This window comes from Staphylococcus sp. Ze2 (genome assembly GCF_048568365.1).
Taxonomy (GTDB): domain Bacteria; phylum Bacillota; class Bacilli; order Staphylococcales; family Staphylococcaceae; genus Staphylococcus; species Staphylococcus xylosus.
In genome coordinates this window covers 1025699-1042611 of sequence record NZ_CP183486.1, presented here as the reverse complement: position 1 = coordinate 1042611, position 16913 = coordinate 1025699, and the positions used below count along the sequence as shown (strand labels likewise).

The following is a 16913-nucleotide window of genomic DNA, read 5'->3' as shown; positions in this document are numbered from 1 at the left end:
GATAGCCTCACCAAACTCCTAATTAGTAAAAAAGTAGATAAAGTTTCATTGAAGCTACTTTATCTACCTTTTCAAGTTATAATTGATAATTTATTTTAATCATAAAATGTCTATAAAGCGATTAAACGCTGCTCGGCCAACCTCATTATTTTTAAAGACACCTGCATCTTCTAATACACGTTTGAACTTGTAACCTACTTCTTTCTCTACAATGCCATCTACATTATCAGTATCGATATCATAAGATTGTTTCATATCATCAGCCCATTGTTGATGAATACCTAAATCAACATGAACTGCACCTAGTAAATATGATTTCACTTGTTGTAATTCTTCCTTTAAACGGCCGGGCAATATTGCCATCCCCATCACTTCGATTAATCCAATATTTTCTTTTTTGATGTGTTGCACATCTTTGTGTGGATGAAAAATACCATCTGGAAACTCCGCAGAAGTTTGATTATCTCTCAGTACAATATCCAATTCATACAATCCATCTCTATACCTTGCAATAGGTGTAATCGTATGATGTCTCTCTCCATCTTCACTATAAGCCTTAATGTTTACACTATTATCAGAATATTGATTCCACTGTACCATCACATGTGTTGCCGCTTGAATTAGCTCATTACTATTTTCACTTTTTAATCGAATCACACTCATTGGCCATTTTAAAGTACTTGCTTCTACTGATGAAAAACCCGTTATAGTAAATTTTTCAATTTCCGCTGCATTATCCATCGGGAATATATGTTGCCCTGTTTGATAGTGATTATGTGATAATATAGACCCACCTACAAGCGGAATATCTGCATTAGATCCTATAAAATAGTGGGGAAATTGTTTTATAAAATCAATTAAATTAACAAAAGTTTGCTTGTTAATTTCCATCGGCACATGTTGTTCAGAAAATACTATGCTATGTTCTAAGAAATAAGCATACGGAGAGTATTGAAATCCCCATGATTCCCCATCTAAATTCAAACGTACCACACGATGATTCGTACGTGCTGCTTGCGTAACAGACCCCTGAAACCCTTCATTCTCAATACATAAAGCACATTTTGGGTACTCAGTAGCCGGCGCGGCTTTAGCTTCAGCAATTTGCTTTGCATCTTTTTCAGGTTTGGATAAATTAATGGTAATTTCTATGTCACCATATTCAGTGCCCACTTCATAATTAATATTATTAGCTATCGCGTCTTCTTTCACGTAATGATTACGTTTAGCAATTTCATAAAAATATTTTGTCGCTATTTCTGGTGATTGTTCATAAGCTTCTTTAAACTTTCTATTAAGAACAGATGGTCTTGGCGTAATTATGTCTAAAAGTTGTGCTTCAACAATTTCTTTATTGTATAACGCATCTTCAATGTAATTTTCATTTACAGCTTCATTAATCCAATATTGTGTTATATCATTTGCTGTAGCGTTTTTAGCTAAAGGTGATTCTGACGTTTCCATAACGCCTCGTGCATTTAAAATACGCAATAATTGGTTTTGAATATAGATACTATCTTGTTGTTCATAATCGCCAAATGAAATTGCGTGTGCAATAAATTGTTGCACTAGTTGTTGGTTTAATAACATGCGTTATCCCTCCGTACTTTGTTGATAACCATCAGGGTGCTGATGATGCCATTGCCATGCTGAGTCGATAATATCATGAATATTATCATGTTGTGGCTTCCAACCTAAGACAGATTGTGCCTTGTCACTTGCCGCAACTAATTTACTCGGATCCCCAGCTCTTCTTGGGCCTACCTCAGCCTTAATTGGTTCTTTAGTTACCTTACGCGCAGCTTCTAAAATTTCAAAAACAGAGTATCCTTGACTACTACCTAAGTTAAACGCACCCGATTCACCTCCGTTTTGTAAATACTGATAAGCTAGAATATGTGCATCTATTAAATCTACAACATGTAAATAATCACGTATACAAGAACCATCTTCAGTATCATAATCGTCACCAAAAATAGTTAAAGCATCACGTTGTCCTAATGCTACTTGTAATACGATAGGAATTAAATGCGTTTCAGGACGATGATCTTCACCTATCCATCCACCTTGTTTGGCACCAGCAACATTAAAATAACGTAGTGCAGCATAGTTTACATTATAAGCATTATGGCTCCAATGCATCATTTTCTCCATCATTAATTTACTTTCACCGTAAGGGCTCGTTGGTTTTTTAGAATCTTCTTCAGTTATTGGAACTGTATCGGGTTCTCCGTATACTGCTGCCGTTGACGAGAATATAATATGTTTTACTTGGTGCTCATACATTACCTCTAATAGCACTTGTAAGCCGTATACATTATTATTGAAATAAGCTAATGGTTTTTCTACAGATTCTCCAACTAAAGAATATGCGCAAAAGTGAAATACGCCTTCAATTTGTTCATTTGTGAAAACATAGTTTAAAAATGCTTTGTCACGAATATCACCTTCATAGAACTTTGCATCTTGGTGTACTGCCTCTCTATGTCCTGTCCCTAAATTATCTACAACTACAACTTTGTAATCCTTCTCAATCAATTGATCTACGGCATGGCTGCCTATATAACCTGCCCCACCTAACACTAATACAGACATATAAAAACCTTCCTTCATTTATTTTGTATCACTTATAAAGACGTTACGCCACCGCTAATACCAACGTGATAAAACGAAGGTGCATAACCAATTTTTTCTAAATACATTTGTGATACTTCATGTTCTAATAGCTCGATACTGTCTTTATGTACTAAGGCAATCGCACATCCTGCAAACCCTGCGCCTGTCATTCTTGCACCCAATACACCATTAACTTGTTGAGCTGTTTCAGCTAACGTATCTAATTCAATCCCTGTAACTTCATAATCTTCTTTCAATGAAGCATGCGACATATTAAGTAGTTTGCCAAACTGTTCAAAATCATTTTCAGCAAGTACTTTACGTGCAAGTTTTGTACGTTCATTTTCTGATACAGCATGCTTAGCTCTTCTACGTGACACTTCATCTCTAATAAGATGCTTATTTTGATCAAATTGAGCTAGTGTCAGTTCACCTAGTGCTTCTATATTCAATTCTTTTTTTAAGTCAGCTAGTGCAGATTCACATTCTGCTCTGCGCTCATTATATTTACTTTCAGTCAATGAACGACGTTTATTCGTATTCATTATAGAAATCACATAATCACCAAATTTGGTTGGTACGTATTCAAAATCCAGTGTCGCAGTATCAAGTAATATTGCATGATTTTCTTTACCCATTCCAATAATAAATTGATCCATAATGCCTGAGTTTACACCCATAAATTTATTTTCGACAACTTGACCTATTTTAATAAGCTGCAGATGTTCTAATTCTAAATCAAATAAATCTTTTAATAACCACCCTGTAAGTATTTCAATTGAAGCGGACGACGACAAACTGGCTCCATTTGGAATATTGCCTTCGACTAAAATATTAAATCCTCGGTCAATTTTGTCGAATTTTTCAGTTAGATACTTTACGACGCCTTTAGGATAGTTTGCCCAATCATCATCTTGATTAAATACTAAATCATCTAAAGTGAAAGTTATAATGCCTTTTTCTTCAAAATTATTAGAATAAAGTTGTATTTTACGATCATCTCTTTTAGCTGCTAACCCATATGTCCCTAATTCTATTGCCGCTGGAAAAACATAACCCCCATTATAATCAGTATGTTCTCCAATCAAATTGATTCTCCCAGGCGCAAAAGCACTAACTTCCGCTTCTACATCATATAACGATTCAAATTTTTCGCGCATTGCTTGTAACATAAGTTTCCCACTCCTTTTTTCTACATTAAACGCAAGGTAATTGATTATTTTCTCTTCATAGTAAACACATATTAAGTTTACTTGTTTACTAAAAGTTTTGTCAACGTAATCTACTTCACTTAGACTTTAAATGTATTACGAGACTTCAACGGCGCCTCTACTACTATATGAATAGCAAGTTTTCTCGTTTGATTAATACGTTCTTCTGCCATCCTTACTGCCGTTCTCCCAAATTCATCTACAGGAATATGTACACTGCTAATAGAAGGCACTGCATATTGGATAACTTCTAAATCATTAAAACTGATTAACTTTACGTTCTCTGGTATTGCAATTTTATTCTCTTGAATTTGTTGTAAAACGCCTATTGCGACCATGTCATTTCCCGCAATAAACACTTGTGGAAGCTCCTGTTTGCTCTCTATAAATGTTTTAACCGCTAACTCACCATGTTCTTTTTTCCATCCATTAAGCAATGCTATCGTTTCTAATTGCTGTCTTTCGCACCAATCTTGATAAGCTTTATACCTTACATCAGTTGCATTTGAAGTTGGGGTGCCATCTAAATCTCTTATTGTATGATACCCACCTATATATGCAATGCGTGTTAAACCTAAGCCCTTTATCTTATCTAGCAAGTGAGTCATAGAGTAATGTAGATCTGAATATACAGCATCTATGGATTTAGGCACATGAGGATTATTAATTACTACCATATTAGGATTATAAGATTGGAGTTTGTATAGAGCATCAACTGAAAAATTACCTATAACGATTATCGCGCCTGCCTTTTCAATTGTATTTAACTCATTATCATTTTGGTTACCATCTATACGTATTGTTCGCTTTAACGATAGATTTAAACGTTTAACTTCCGCTTCAATTGCCAATCGAATTTCTCTATAATAAGGATCTGACATTTCTTTAGCTCTTGATGCATAAGTAATGATTTGAATACTCTTATTTTTTCTTGCTGACTTATGATATTGTTTCTCTTTCGCAATTTGATGGATACGTTCTCTAGTATTTTTTGATACCGAAATAGTCGGGTCATTATTCAATACTCTGGATACAGTTCCTGGGCTAACTTCTGCTATATGTGCAATATCTCTTATACTAACCATGTCAAATTCACCTCTTTAGTTTGTTTACCTCAAGTTTACTTCCATTATATTCGTAAATCAATCTTTACTGCTTCTAATTCTTATTTAAGGCCAACGTTGACGTATATTAAGTTACATGAGTAAAACCGAATTATTTTTTTATAATTAAAAATGCGCTAAAATATAAGGTGAATACGAAAAGAGGTGTACGAATGAATGAAGACGTTTTAACAAACCAGCCAATCGTACGATACGAAAATGGTGAACTTATTGATAAAACAGATCACTATGTAACCGAATTTCCTTTAACAATTATGGTCAATGGAGAAGAATTTGCTACCATAATCTGTAGTCCAAACCATATGGAGGAACTTGTCCTTGGTTTTCTAGCGTCTGAAGGGGCTATTCTAAAAAGTGATGATTTAAAATCAATTCAAATAGATGATAGTAAAGGGTTTGCTCACGTTGAATTAACAAGAGCTTTAGGGGAACGTTTTGAATACTCAACTAAACGAATGATTGCATCATGTTGTGGTAAGAGTAGGGAATTTTATTTTCAAAATGATGCTGCTGTAGCAAAAACTTCTATGTCCAAAATTGTTATTAGTCCAAAACAAATTCTAAACATGATGACACGTTTACAAAGTGCGAGTGCCGTTTTCAAACAAACTGGGGGACTTCATAATGCAGCTATTAGTGACGGAGAGACGTTCTTCGAACATCGTCAAGATATCGGCCGTCATAATGCGCTCGATAAACTTTATGGTTATTGTATCCAAAGACACATTCCTGTGCGAAATAAGGTGCTAATTTTCAGTGGTCGCATTTCCTCTGAAATACTAATTAAAGCCGCTAAAATAGGAGTAGGTGTTATACTTTCGAAATCTGCTCCGACCACATTAGCTGTTACACTAGCTCAAGATTTAAACATTACTGCAGTCGGCTTTATTAGAGATGGCAATTTCAATATATATAGTCACCCTGAACGCATACAATTAGAGCATATGTAATAAAGAGTCACTATTATACAAAAGCGATCCTAGGACATAGCTAAATGTATTAGGATCGCTTTATAATTTATATTTAAGCCTTTTCTTTCAATATTTGATAGCAATAACTGATGAAAATGTATCCCTGTTTGATATACATGTGTTTGGCACTATCCTCGCCATCAGCGATAAGTATAATAACTTTATCATCCGAAATATCAGCTACAAATGATTGCATTGTTTGACCTATCCCTCGTCTTTGAAAATCTTCCAATACACCAAAGCCATCTATTTCAACTGTTTTATCAGTAATTATTAAATCTAAAATACCCACTGGAATGTGATTCTCATAGGCAATAATACGGGATTTGCTTTCACTTTGAAATTGATCACGTATTACTCGTATACTTTCTTCTGTATATTCAAATCCAAAAGGTTCTGAAAACTGTCGATAAATTGCAATATAGTCTTCTAAGGTATGATTCGTGACGAATTTCACTTCAACTTGACTATTCTGGCTCCTACAAATATTCTGCGATTCAATTGCGTAAAGCTCCATACACCCTAACTCAAAACCGTAAGCTTTAATTTCATCTAACCAAGCTTGACTTAGCGGTGTGTTCTCAGGAAAAGTAAATGCTAAATGATCGGAAGATTGTTGTCTATGTAAAGCTTGTTGTATTTCCATATGTTGTTTCCAATCCTTGATTGAAGGCATTTCTTTATACACCCATTTATTCGCATCATATACTAAAGGGGCTTCTGCTGTTAAATAAATTGTTTTATTTTGATCCTCAGCAAAAATTTTACCATCTTGAAATATATTTGCCATAGAAATTGTCATGAACCTTCACCCTATCTCTTTCACCCTCATTAATTCTTATCTTTTGAATATCTAAAAGTTTATTTAATTAACTGTTTAAATTGACTATGATTTAACATAATATTGCCAATTAAACTTGCAACGATCGCTTTAAGAATATCAGCAGGCATAAATAATAGTGATAATGTAACAGATTTTGTGATAGGTAAATTGGTTATTAAGCCCATTATAATTGTACCTGTGATATCTAATAGTAAGACACCAAACACTATCATTGTAATTAATAGTACAACAAAATTAATTTTTTTAAAATATAAGTCCCTTACCAAGCCGATAAGATATGTAACAACTGGATACATAAATAAAAATCCTGCTGACGGCCCTGCAAATACACCGATACCGCCTCTACCACCTGATAGTAAAGGTAATCCAGCAGCTACAAGCAATAATAAGACAATGACACTTAACGTACCATATTTACGTCCGAGCAAAATTGCCGCTAAAAATATACCAATATTCTGTAATACTATAGGTACAGGCATGACAGGCAGAGGGATAGCTGGAACAAAGCCTAGAACGGCTATAATTGCTGTCATCAAAGCTGTATATACTAAATATTTTGTAGTCAAAGTGATTCCTCCTTCAATGAGAAAAATTATACCACAAATGTTAACCAATAAAAACTACTAGTTTACATTGATAAACTTACAATTTAAGGAGCGAGTTAGAAGTCAAAAGATTACCTTTGAATTCATATGCTCGCTCCTCAGAGACTAATGAGTTATTAAATTTACTATCTTATACGTTGAAAGAACATGAATTCCTATTTATTTAAAAATTTTTCTTTTAAATCTTTTCTCATATACTCTAATGTATAAGGATCATTATACCAATATGTTTCTGCTTGAACTTGGATCACTTGATCTTTTTGAACAGCTGGTATATTTTGCCATAAATCTGTTTTTTCATAAGCTGGTTTTGATTTACCTTCACTTGTTGAAACAATGTAATCACCTGCATAATCTGCAATCTTCTCTTGTTTCACTTCTGCCCAACCTTCTTTTTTAACTAAGTCATTTAATTTATCGGGCATTTTAAGATCAAATGCTTGATATAATACTTCGCCACCACGTCCCCAATTAGGTCCGTAGCTGTACAATTTTTTATCAAATTCATCAAAGATAGAGACTGTTGCATCTTCTCCAATTTTCTCTTTGATTTCTTGTCCGTCTTTCTTAGTTTGAGCTTTCCATTCTTTTTCCCAAGAAGCTACTTTATCTTCTTTACCAAGTAACTTACCTAATTCTCTTTGTTGATCTAAATATTTATGCTTCCCGTAGTCATAAACAACAGTTGGTGCAATTTTATTGTATTTTTTAATGTTTTTATCCGTAGAATAAACAACGATTAAGTCAGGTTTTGCTTTCGCTACCTTCTCTACATCATTTTCTCCAATTTTTTCTACGCCTTTAAACTTATCTTTCAATAATTTACTACTATCTACTTGTTCATTTACAGCTACAATATCCCCTCCAAGATATTTAATACCACCTGCATATGTAGGTGCTACAACCGCTATTCTTTGAGGTTTTTTAGGTATATCTATGCTTTTACCACTATCTAATTTATAAGATTTTGTTTCTTCCTTTTTGTCACTATCTGATTTATTACCACATGCAGCTAAAATGAGTACTAAAACAAGTAACGGAAACAATAATTTTTTCATAATTCTCCTCCAATGAAAATGATTATCAGTACCAATTGATTATATAATGACTCTAGTAATTTTACAATAGCAAACAAGTCGATTGTTTATTTTTTTAATTAATAAAAAATGTATTTAGACAAATTGTCTAAATACATAGTTATTGTATTGCCCTTAATATTTAAAAATGATCTAATACACTGTGTGCAATATTTGTATATGCCATGTCTTCCATAGGCGGATTGTGTAAACCTGCGCGCATGTCTCTATAATAACGTTGTAAAGGGCGTTCCATTTCAAGACTTTTTGCACCCACAATACGCATGGCAATGTCTATAACTTCTAAACCTTGGTTCATGACCATTACTTTACTGGCAGACGTTTCATTCCATTTCACTTTTTGAGAATCTTCATTATTATATAAAGCAGCTGTGCTCCATAAAAAATGGCGCGCAGATAATAAAAGTGTTTCCATTTTCCCAATATTTTGTTGAACGGTCGGTAAGTCACCTATAGTTCCTTCTATACTATTAGGGCTGTATGTTTTGGCAAAATCTATTGCATAATCACGTGCTGCTTGAGCAATACCCAAGTAAACACTTGGTATGTGTAAAATCCAACCATTTGGCTTTTTACCCCCAGCGCCCCTTATTTCAACAAAGTTTTCTTCTGGTAAATGTACATCATTTAATACGAGATCATGGCTTTCTGTTGCACGCATACCTACCATGTTCCAATTATCTGCTATTTCCACACCTGGAGTATCCTTTGTCACTAAGAAAAAACCTACTTGGTCAATTGCTTCATAATAGGCACTGACTACAAAATGTGTGAGTCCTTTGCTCATAGAAGTAAATGTTTTCACCCCATTAAGTACAAATCCGTCATCTACTTTTACTGCGTTTGTTGCTGGTCTACCTCCACGTGTTGGGCTACCAGTTTCCGCTTCACTAACAGCCCTATTCACCAATGCCCCTTGCTTCACTTCTTCAGCAAATTGCTCAAGCATATCGGGTTCCCACATTTGTTGTTCATATAATTGTCCAATTACACTCAAATGCCAACCTATCGATAAAGCAGTTGCGCCATCAATTGCTCCCAAATAACTTTGAAGTATCACCATATCTTCAATAGTCGCACCTTCACCGCCGTATGCTTTTGGTAACGTTAACAGTGTATAACCTTCATTTACAAGCCATTCAATATTTTCATAGGGAAAATGTGAATGTATATCATTATATTCCGCTTTCGCTCTAAAATCGTCTTTTACAGTGTCTAATTTAGCAATCCATTTTTCTTGAATCTCCGTATGTATTAATGCGGACGTATTCATTTCCTTCACCTCGTTCATCACTTTTTCCTTATTAGTTACAAGTTTAACACTCGCCATGCTTGAAATAAAGCTTTTCAAGTACAAAAACCCTACTTTACCGATAAGATTTATTGTGATAGTTTATACTTAATGAAATATTGGGGGAAAATTGAATGATTAACGTTAAACATCTTATACATAAATATAATGAAAACACGATACTCAACGACGTAAGTTTTACTCAAGAACAAGGCACCGTCACTGCAATTATCGGGCCAAGTGGTTCTGGTAAAACAACACTGTTAAGAACTTTAAATGTATTAGCACTACCAGAATCTGGCACTATTACTATTGACAATGAAACATTTAACACTTCAAAACATACTAAAAAAGATATTACAAAATTACGCCAAAAATCTGCAATGGTCTTTCAAAATTATAATTTATTTAAGAATAAAACTATTTTAGAAAATATAACTGTTGGTTTAATACATGGTAAAAATTACAGCGTAAACGAAGCAAAAGAAATAGCGTTATCATATTTAGAACGTATTAATTTAGCAAATCAAAAAGACAAATATCCAATCCAGTTGTCTGGTGGTCAAAGTCAACGCATCGGTATCATTCGTGCCCTTGCGCTTAACCCTGATGTATTACTGTTGGATGAGCCGACATCCGCATTAGATCCAGAATCTATACAAAGTGTGCTATCTCTCATTAAATCCATTGCACAAGAAGGTATGACGATGGTTTTAGTAACACATGAAATTGAATTTGCTAAAGCAATTGCCGATCAAATGATATTTATTGATGATGGCCAAATTATTCATCAAGGCACACCTCAAGAAGTCTTAGATCATACTAATTCAGAAAGAGTACAACGTTTTTTAAATAAAGTGAGTACGGAGCGTGATAAACAATGATATTAAAAAAAAGATTTATTACTGCCATCCTACTCTCATCTATTTTCATTTTAACTGCTTGTACTCAAAGCGATAATTCAAATAAAGACTCTCATAAAAAAGAAGTGAAAGTAGCACTGTCAGCAGAAGTTAACCCACCCTACTTGTATACCAATAAGCAAAATGAGTTTGTAGGTCTCGATATGGATTACATGAAATTAATCGAAAAAAAGTTACCTCAATATGACTTCAAATACGAAGTAGGTGAAGAAGAATCAAATTTAGTTGGTATTGGTGCTGGTAAATTTGATATGGGAATTAACTGGTTTTTCAAAACACCTGAACGTGAAAAACAATTTCTGTACCAAGATGTGCCCTATAGTTATGCGTTGCCTATGCTAGTAGTCAATAGTAGCAATACGGATATACACAGTTTAGATGATTTGCCAGGAAAATCAATCACACCTATGGCACCCAGTGGCGGACTATATTCTATCTTATCTCAGTACAACAAAAATAATTCATCAAAAATCAATATTAACACGATTCAAGAACCCTCAAATGGAGACAACTTGAAAATGGTTAGTCATCAGCGACGTGACGCTATGTTATTAAACTGGAATACTTATAAAGCCATTCAAACACAAGTCAAAGAAGATGTTAAAATTGGCGGAATTGTAAAAAAAGAGCCTTTACATATCGTTTACAATAAGAAACATCAAAAGTTGCATGATGACATTGATCAAGCGACATTAGAACTAAAAAAAGAAGGCAAATTACAATCACTTTCAGAAAAATATTTTGATATTAATGTCTTTGATGACTTAGATGCAATTAATGACAAAAAAGCGCAATTGGAGGTGCAGTGATAATGCAATCTGTAAATTGGTTAGATTTATTTGGGCAAGTATTACAACGATTGCCGTTAACTCTTTTAATGATTGTCATATCATTGATATGTGCGTTGGTTTTAGGTTTTATATTAGCCCTTATTCGTATTAAGCAAATCAAAGTAATTTCACCAATTGTAAGAATTTACTTATCTTTTATACGTAGCACGCCATTACTTTTACAACTATTTTTAGTTTACTTTGCACTACCACAACTATTGTTATTGATTCATATAGATATTAATCATTTTAGTAGATTATTTTTCGTTATCTTAGCCTTCACGTTACATACTGGCGCTTACTTATCAGAAATAATACGTGCTGGATATCAATCTGTAGACTATCATCAAATAGAAGCCGGTTTATCAATTGGTCTTTCCTATCCTAGAATATTAAAAGAAATAATTGTTCCACAAGCTTTAAGAAATAGTATCCCAAATTTAACAACACAAATTATCGAACTGGTTAAAGATACTTCATTAGCTTTTACTATAGGCATTATTGATATGATGGGACAAGTTAAATTGATTATCGGTAATAATTATGGTTTAGGTATGTTAGAAGTTTATATTGTCATTTCAATCATCTATTGGATCATTGCTTTAATAATCCAAGGAACATTTACTTTAATAGATAAACGCGCACAAAAACCATACCGCATTTAAGGAGGATATTCATTTGGACTTTGTTTTATATACAATAATTGAAGTGCTTAAAGGGGTTCCTAATACAATAATGATTTCTATTGTTTCCATAATCATAGGTCTAATTGTAGGATTATGCTTTGCATTGATTCGTTTAAAACGCATTCCCGTATTATCGCAATTTATCATTATCTACAATTCATTTTTTAGAAGTACGCCATTAATCGTTCAGCTATTTATTTTATATTACGGATTACCTGCATTTATAATATTTTTAAATGATCAATTCAAATGGCATATTAATCCCGATATTTTCCCACCTTTAATTATTGCTTTCATTGTTTTTTCATTACATGCGATAGCTTATCTATCAGAATCAATAAAAAGTGGATTACAGTCGGTAGAATTTGCTCAAATAGAAGCAGCCCAAAGTGTAGGTCTTTCAACATTTCATATTTATAAAGAAATCGTTTTGCCTCAAGCTTTTGCGTATGCCTTACCAAATATAGAAAACCAATTTATTATGCTAATAAAAGGTACTTCACTCGCATTCGCCGTGCAAGTCACCGAAATTATGGCAGTAAGTCATGTAATTGCTAATGAAGGATATAAATTTATAACAGTTTATTCAGTTGCAGCAGCTTTTTATTGGTTATTAGCGATTTTATTAGAGTTCCTATTTTCGAAAATGGAATACAGAACAACGCGTTATTTAAATACGCGCACAACTTAATATAGTTTATGAAGCTACGCAAGAAATATAGCATTCACCTTTACTATTAAAGCTGCCAACAATTTTGATTTTTGTGGGCAGCTTTATTCTTTCATTTAATTTTTGATTTATCTTAATTAAAAGGCAATTTAACTCCTAAAAAAACAGGATACAATCTCAAGTTTTTACGACTTGAACATTGTATCCATTGTTTTATAATCCTTTATACATTTAATATATGTAAGAGTTTGATAAAAAAATCATTTTCAAAAAGATTTTATTTCCTCTAGCCTAACTATTCAGCTAACGTTGCACTCACTAAATTTTATAATGCCAAACTTTCAGCATATTGTTTTTTTAATTTATAATATTTTTTGACCTTTTTAGACATCGTGCCATTTTGTAGTTCATCTTTAGTGATGATTGGATAATTTTTAAATATAAGCGAACCTAAATACCCACAAATTGCGCTACTGACAGCACACATAACTGCAACTGTAATAACAGTTAACGCATTATTAAAACCAAACATAACCATAAGTCCGGCTATTGGCGTAGCAGTTCCTGTCGCATCATTAACTAATCCAAACAGAGCTATAATCACACCAGAAATTGCGCCACCCATAAAGTTAGTTATGTATACTGGCACTGGATTTGCAGTTACAATATCTGCTTGAGATAACGGTTCAATAGCTACAGAAATCGTTGTTTTACGATCTCCAAACTTCATACGTTTAAATAGTACGAAATTCATAAATGAGGATCCAAATACTGCTAATGCACCTATAGCCATTGGTGTACCAGTTAAGCCTAGTAATGCAGTCAATGCCATTGAACTTAATGGTGCAGTCGCAACCACTGTAATAATCCCCCCTAGAACTATCCCCATTAATATTGGACTTGATGTAGTTGATTCTTTAATAATATTACCGATTTGAAGCAGACTTGCATCCACCAAAGGTGTAGTACCAATTGCAATTAATCTTGTAATTGGTGCAATAACAATGATTGCTGCGATTAAATCAAGTCCGTCTGGTAATTTTTCTTCCATCCACTTCATACCAAAACTAGCGATATAAGCTGCAATGAATCCTGGTAGTAAATCCATATTGCCACACGCAACAGCAATTACGAATGCATAGACAGGAGATACCCCCATTGCTAATGCAACTAAACCAGCAGCTGCAACACCACCAAGTCCACCAGCAACTTCTCCTAAATCTCCTAAAAATGGTATGCCAATCAAATCTCCACCTACGTACTTATGAAATGCTTCAACTAAAAATGACGCAATTGCAGCATTAGCAAGTGCCCCCATCGCTTTACCACCATTAGGCGCTTTACTAGTGAATAATGTAAACAAACATAAAACAATTCCTAAAAATATGACTCCAATTAGTAAATTCATAATAACACCTTTCTTAGCTGTTTTTGTATGCGCTTTCATCCAACAAATATCAGTATAACACAGTTAATTTGTTTCTAAAAATAAATATTAGTTGAATACATAATAAATATTATTTTTTTACATTATTCAGAATATTCTTTTTATTTCTACTTATGTACAATTCATCCCCCTATTATCTTCATCCATCATCACAACGTTTGCTGTAATGTTCTAATTATCTCATTAATTTTATCACGTTGCGCTTCATTTACACGAACAACTACTGTTCGTTCATCTATTTCACTTCTCTTTTTACTCAAATAACCCATTTTAATCAATTTCTGTAAAGCTTTCGTTAAATAATAAGGCTGTAATTCTGAATACTTTGCTATTTCTTTTGCTGTAATCTCATTTTCCTTACAATTAAAGATGTAGTTTAAAATAAATATTTCTTCATAGTTAAGCTTATGTTGTTTTTTAGTTGTTTTGAAAAAATATTTACCCTTCTGATAAGTTGTAATTAGTTCGTTCAGTGTTTTAAAATTTTGTTCAATCATAAAACCACTCCTTTTGTTTCTTCATGATGTTAATATGTCAAAGCGATTTTTAACAATATTAATATAATAATTCTATACTATTACATTACGTAAATTCAATATCTCCAAGTATAAGAAATATTAAAAAATACTACTATTTTTTTAATGTTTACTTTTTAAATCCAAATTTTAATTGGATATTCATTCTTTTTATTACTAAAAAAAGAATATGCCCATCCATTGCATTTAACAAATGATGACTTTGTAAAATGTCGCCCAACATCTCCACAAACTTTTCAAATTATTATCAATGCTGAATAACTTACAAATCTAATCAACTCGTATATGAATTCTCTTCTCTACAATAATAAAAGCCGAAACATATCTAAATGTCTCGGCTCTTAATATATTATACAGTGACACTTCAATAGTGACACCCTTTATTTATTAATATATTTAAATTAATGACTTACTTTTTTTTACAATCAATTGTATCAAGGAAGCTTAACGCTGCTAAACCTGATAAATCTAAAGCATGTTTAGCGCCTGCTTTACCGTGACCAGCTTCAAAATGTTTGTACGCAGCTACACCTAAAACTGAAATCGTTAATAGTGAAGCGACACGAGAAAGTCTTTTACTAGCAAAACTTAATACGAAAAATACTGCACTTAATGCTTCTACTGCACCAGCTAAAGGTACTGCATTTGAAGGTAAATTAAATACCTCTACAAATGTATCTTTCATTGATTGGTCACCTTTAAGTTTTGGTTTTGCGGCACCATATAATTCCTTAGCTAATTTTAAATTTGTTAAATAACGTAATATCATTACAAAATCTCCTTTTATTTGTTTTCAAAATATTTATCTACAATAGGTTTTACCCGCTCTGCCAACAATTTAATTGTGTTAATTGTGTTTTCATGTGGCATTGATCCAACAGGGGTATGCAACATAAAGCGTGTAATACCTAAAGCTTCAATCGTTTCAATTATTTTTTGAGCAACCGTCTCAGGACTACCTACATATAGTGCACCTTTTGGTCCGGCTTCTCGTTCAAAGCTATTCTCATCATACATTGGCCATCCACGTTCTTTTGCCAAGATATCATGACTTGCCTTAACTGACGGAAAGAACTCTCGTTTTGCTTGTTCATCTGTTTCAGCAATGTATCCCCATGAATGTGTACCTATTGATAGTTCATTTACATTATGCCCATATGATTCAGCAATAGATTTATACATGTCTATATTTCTTCTAAATCTTTTTGGATCGCCTCCTATTATAGCATAAGTTATCGGTAATCCTAATGCTCCTGCTTTTAAAGAAGATTCAGGTGTACCTCCAGTAGCAATAGTAATCGGTATTGAACCTCTTTCTGTTCTTGGATAAACACCTAGATTATGAATTGATGGTCTCATATGACCCTCCCAATTTACAATTTCCTTCTGATTAATTTGCATTAATAGCTCAATCTTTTCATTGAAAAGTTGTTCATAATTTTTCAAGTCATAACCAAACAACGGAAATGATTCAATAAATGATCCTCTACCCACCATAATTTCAGCTCGTCCATTTGAGACTGCATCTAATGTAGAAAATCTTTCGTAGACACGTACGGGATCGTCTGAAGACAGTACAGTTACTGCACTACTCAGTTTAATGTGCTTAGTATTCCTTGCTGCCGATGCTAATACAGTGACTGGATCTGACACGGCATAATCAGGTCTATGGTGTTCTCCTAGACCATAAACGTCAAGTCCATATTGATCCGCTACTTCGATTTCTTCTATTATATTACGAATTCTCTGTGCATTACTTATAGCAGGTTGATAACCGTCTTCCATATATATGTCACTATTATCAGCAAAAGATGTTAAACCCAATTCAATCTTCATTTATTCACCTCACTATATAAGTATATTTTTTATACTACTATATTAATATCTTCTTTATGAGGTGTCAATATCATTGCCTGGATAGTAATCAATATATTAATACGCTTAATTTAATTGATAATTCACTACATTTTGTAAGAGTAATTATTTATATTTTAAATATCAAATACCCTTGTTTTTTAGAGTTTCAAATTTTCTGTTATTTTACATCGTTGTAATAAAGCGT

17 protein-coding genes are annotated in these 16913 nt (G+C 33.2%); 5 read left to right on the top strand and 12 right to left on the bottom strand.

Annotated elements, in window-relative coordinates; translation table 11 throughout:
- Window positions 1–99: 99 nt before the first annotated feature.
- From galT to ACM591_RS04470, 4 genes are all read right to left on the bottom strand, one after another.
- Window positions 100–1590: a UDP-glucose--hexose-1-phosphate uridylyltransferase gene (gene galT / locus ACM591_RS04485; RefSeq protein WP_216715612.1), complete on the bottom strand. Its 1491-nt coding sequence runs from the start codon at window positions 1588–1590 to the stop codon at window positions 100–102.
- 3 nt (window positions 1591–1593) lie between these two features.
- A complete protein-coding gene (galE, locus tag ACM591_RS04480) occupies window positions 1594–2595 on the bottom strand; it encodes a UDP-glucose 4-epimerase GalE (protein ID WP_029378489.1) in 1002 nt (333 codons plus the stop codon).
- A 32-nt stretch (window positions 2596–2627) separates the two neighbouring features.
- A complete protein-coding gene (locus ACM591_RS04475) occupies window positions 2628–3788 on the bottom strand; it encodes a galactokinase (RefSeq protein WP_029378488.1) in 1161 nt (386 codons plus the stop codon).
- Window positions 3789–3907: 119 nt separating this feature from the next.
- Window positions 3908–4912 carry a LacI family DNA-binding transcriptional regulator gene (locus tag ACM591_RS04470; RefSeq protein ID WP_029378487.1) on the bottom strand — a complete coding sequence of 335 codons (1005 nt, stop codon included), beginning with the start codon at window positions 4910–4912 and terminating at the stop codon, window positions 3908–3910.
- Between the two features lie 191 nt (window positions 4913–5103).
- Between ACM591_RS04470 and fdhD the strand changes: the two genes are divergently transcribed.
- A complete protein-coding gene (fdhD, locus tag ACM591_RS04465) occupies window positions 5104–5901 on the top strand; it encodes a formate dehydrogenase accessory sulfurtransferase FdhD (RefSeq protein ID WP_069796672.1) in 798 nt (265 codons plus the stop codon).
- 73 nt (window positions 5902–5974) lie between these two features.
- Here the strand turns inward: fdhD and ACM591_RS04460 are convergent, their stop codons facing one another.
- The 4 genes from ACM591_RS04460 to ACM591_RS04445 form a co-directional block, all read right to left on the bottom strand.
- Complete coding sequence (locus ACM591_RS04460; RefSeq protein WP_051283171.1) at window positions 5975–6712, bottom strand: GNAT family N-acetyltransferase; 738 nt, start codon at window positions 6710–6712, stop codon at window positions 5975–5977.
- Window positions 6713–6783: 71 nt separating this feature from the next.
- Window positions 6784–7332 carry a biotin transporter BioY gene (locus ACM591_RS04455; protein WP_029378484.1) on the bottom strand — a complete coding sequence of 183 codons (549 nt, stop codon included), beginning with the start codon at window positions 7330–7332 and terminating at the stop codon, window positions 6784–6786.
- A 194-nt stretch (window positions 7333–7526) separates the two neighbouring features.
- Window positions 7527–8429: an ABC transporter substrate-binding protein gene (locus tag ACM591_RS04450; RefSeq protein ID WP_029378483.1), complete on the bottom strand. Its 903-nt coding sequence runs from the start codon at window positions 8427–8429 to the stop codon at window positions 7527–7529.
- 160 nt (window positions 8430–8589) lie between these two features.
- The gene (locus ACM591_RS04445) at window positions 8590–9741 is read right to left on the bottom strand and encodes an acyl-CoA dehydrogenase family protein (RefSeq protein ID WP_029378482.1); all 1152 of its coding nucleotides are present in this window, start codon (window positions 9739–9741) and stop codon (window positions 8590–8592) included.
- A gap of 152 nt (window positions 9742–9893) precedes the next feature.
- On the opposite strand from ACM591_RS04445, the gene ACM591_RS04440 reads away from it, so the two are divergent.
- Genes ACM591_RS04440 through ACM591_RS04425 form a run of 4 tightly spaced genes read left to right on the top strand, consistent with a single transcriptional unit; the run spans window position 9894 to window position 12889 of the window.
- On the top strand, window positions 9894–10643 hold the full coding sequence (locus tag ACM591_RS04440) for an amino acid ABC transporter ATP-binding protein (protein ID WP_029378481.1): 750 nt from the start codon (window positions 9894–9896) through the stop codon (window positions 10641–10643).
- Window positions 10640–11491 (top strand): amino acid ABC transporter substrate-binding protein, encoded by an 852-nt coding sequence (locus tag ACM591_RS04435; protein WP_058625597.1) that lies wholly within the window; start codon window positions 10640–10642, stop codon window positions 11489–11491. The genes ACM591_RS04440 and ACM591_RS04435 overlap by 4 nt, the downstream gene beginning before the upstream one ends.
- Before the next feature lie 2 nt (window positions 11492–11493).
- A complete protein-coding gene (locus ACM591_RS04430) occupies window positions 11494–12177 on the top strand; it encodes an amino acid ABC transporter permease (RefSeq protein WP_029378479.1) in 684 nt (227 codons plus the stop codon).
- Between the two features lie 13 nt (window positions 12178–12190).
- Entirely contained in the window at window positions 12191–12889 is a 699-nt protein-coding gene (locus ACM591_RS04425; protein WP_029378478.1) for an amino acid ABC transporter permease, read from the top strand.
- 304 nt (window positions 12890–13193) lie between these two features.
- Here the strand turns inward: ACM591_RS04425 and ACM591_RS04420 are convergent, their stop codons facing one another.
- The 4 genes from ACM591_RS04420 to ACM591_RS04405 form a co-directional block, all read right to left on the bottom strand.
- A complete protein-coding gene (locus ACM591_RS04420) occupies window positions 13194–14276 on the bottom strand; it encodes a PTS sugar transporter subunit IIC (RefSeq protein WP_029378477.1) in 1083 nt (360 codons plus the stop codon).
- Window positions 14277–14464: 188 nt separating this feature from the next.
- The gene (locus ACM591_RS04415; protein ID WP_029378476.1) at window positions 14465–14812 is read right to left on the bottom strand and encodes a transcriptional regulator, SarA/Rot family; all 348 of its coding nucleotides are present in this window, start codon (window positions 14810–14812) and stop codon (window positions 14465–14467) included.
- Between the two features lie 448 nt (window positions 14813–15260).
- Complete coding sequence (locus ACM591_RS04410; protein ID WP_029378475.1) at window positions 15261–15620, bottom strand: DoxX family protein; 360 nt, start codon at window positions 15618–15620, stop codon at window positions 15261–15263.
- Between the two features lie 14 nt (window positions 15621–15634).
- Complete coding sequence (locus ACM591_RS04405; protein ID WP_029378474.1) at window positions 15635–16687, bottom strand: LLM class flavin-dependent oxidoreductase; 1053 nt, start codon at window positions 16685–16687, stop codon at window positions 15635–15637.
- Between the last annotated feature and the right edge of the window lie 226 nt (window positions 16688–16913).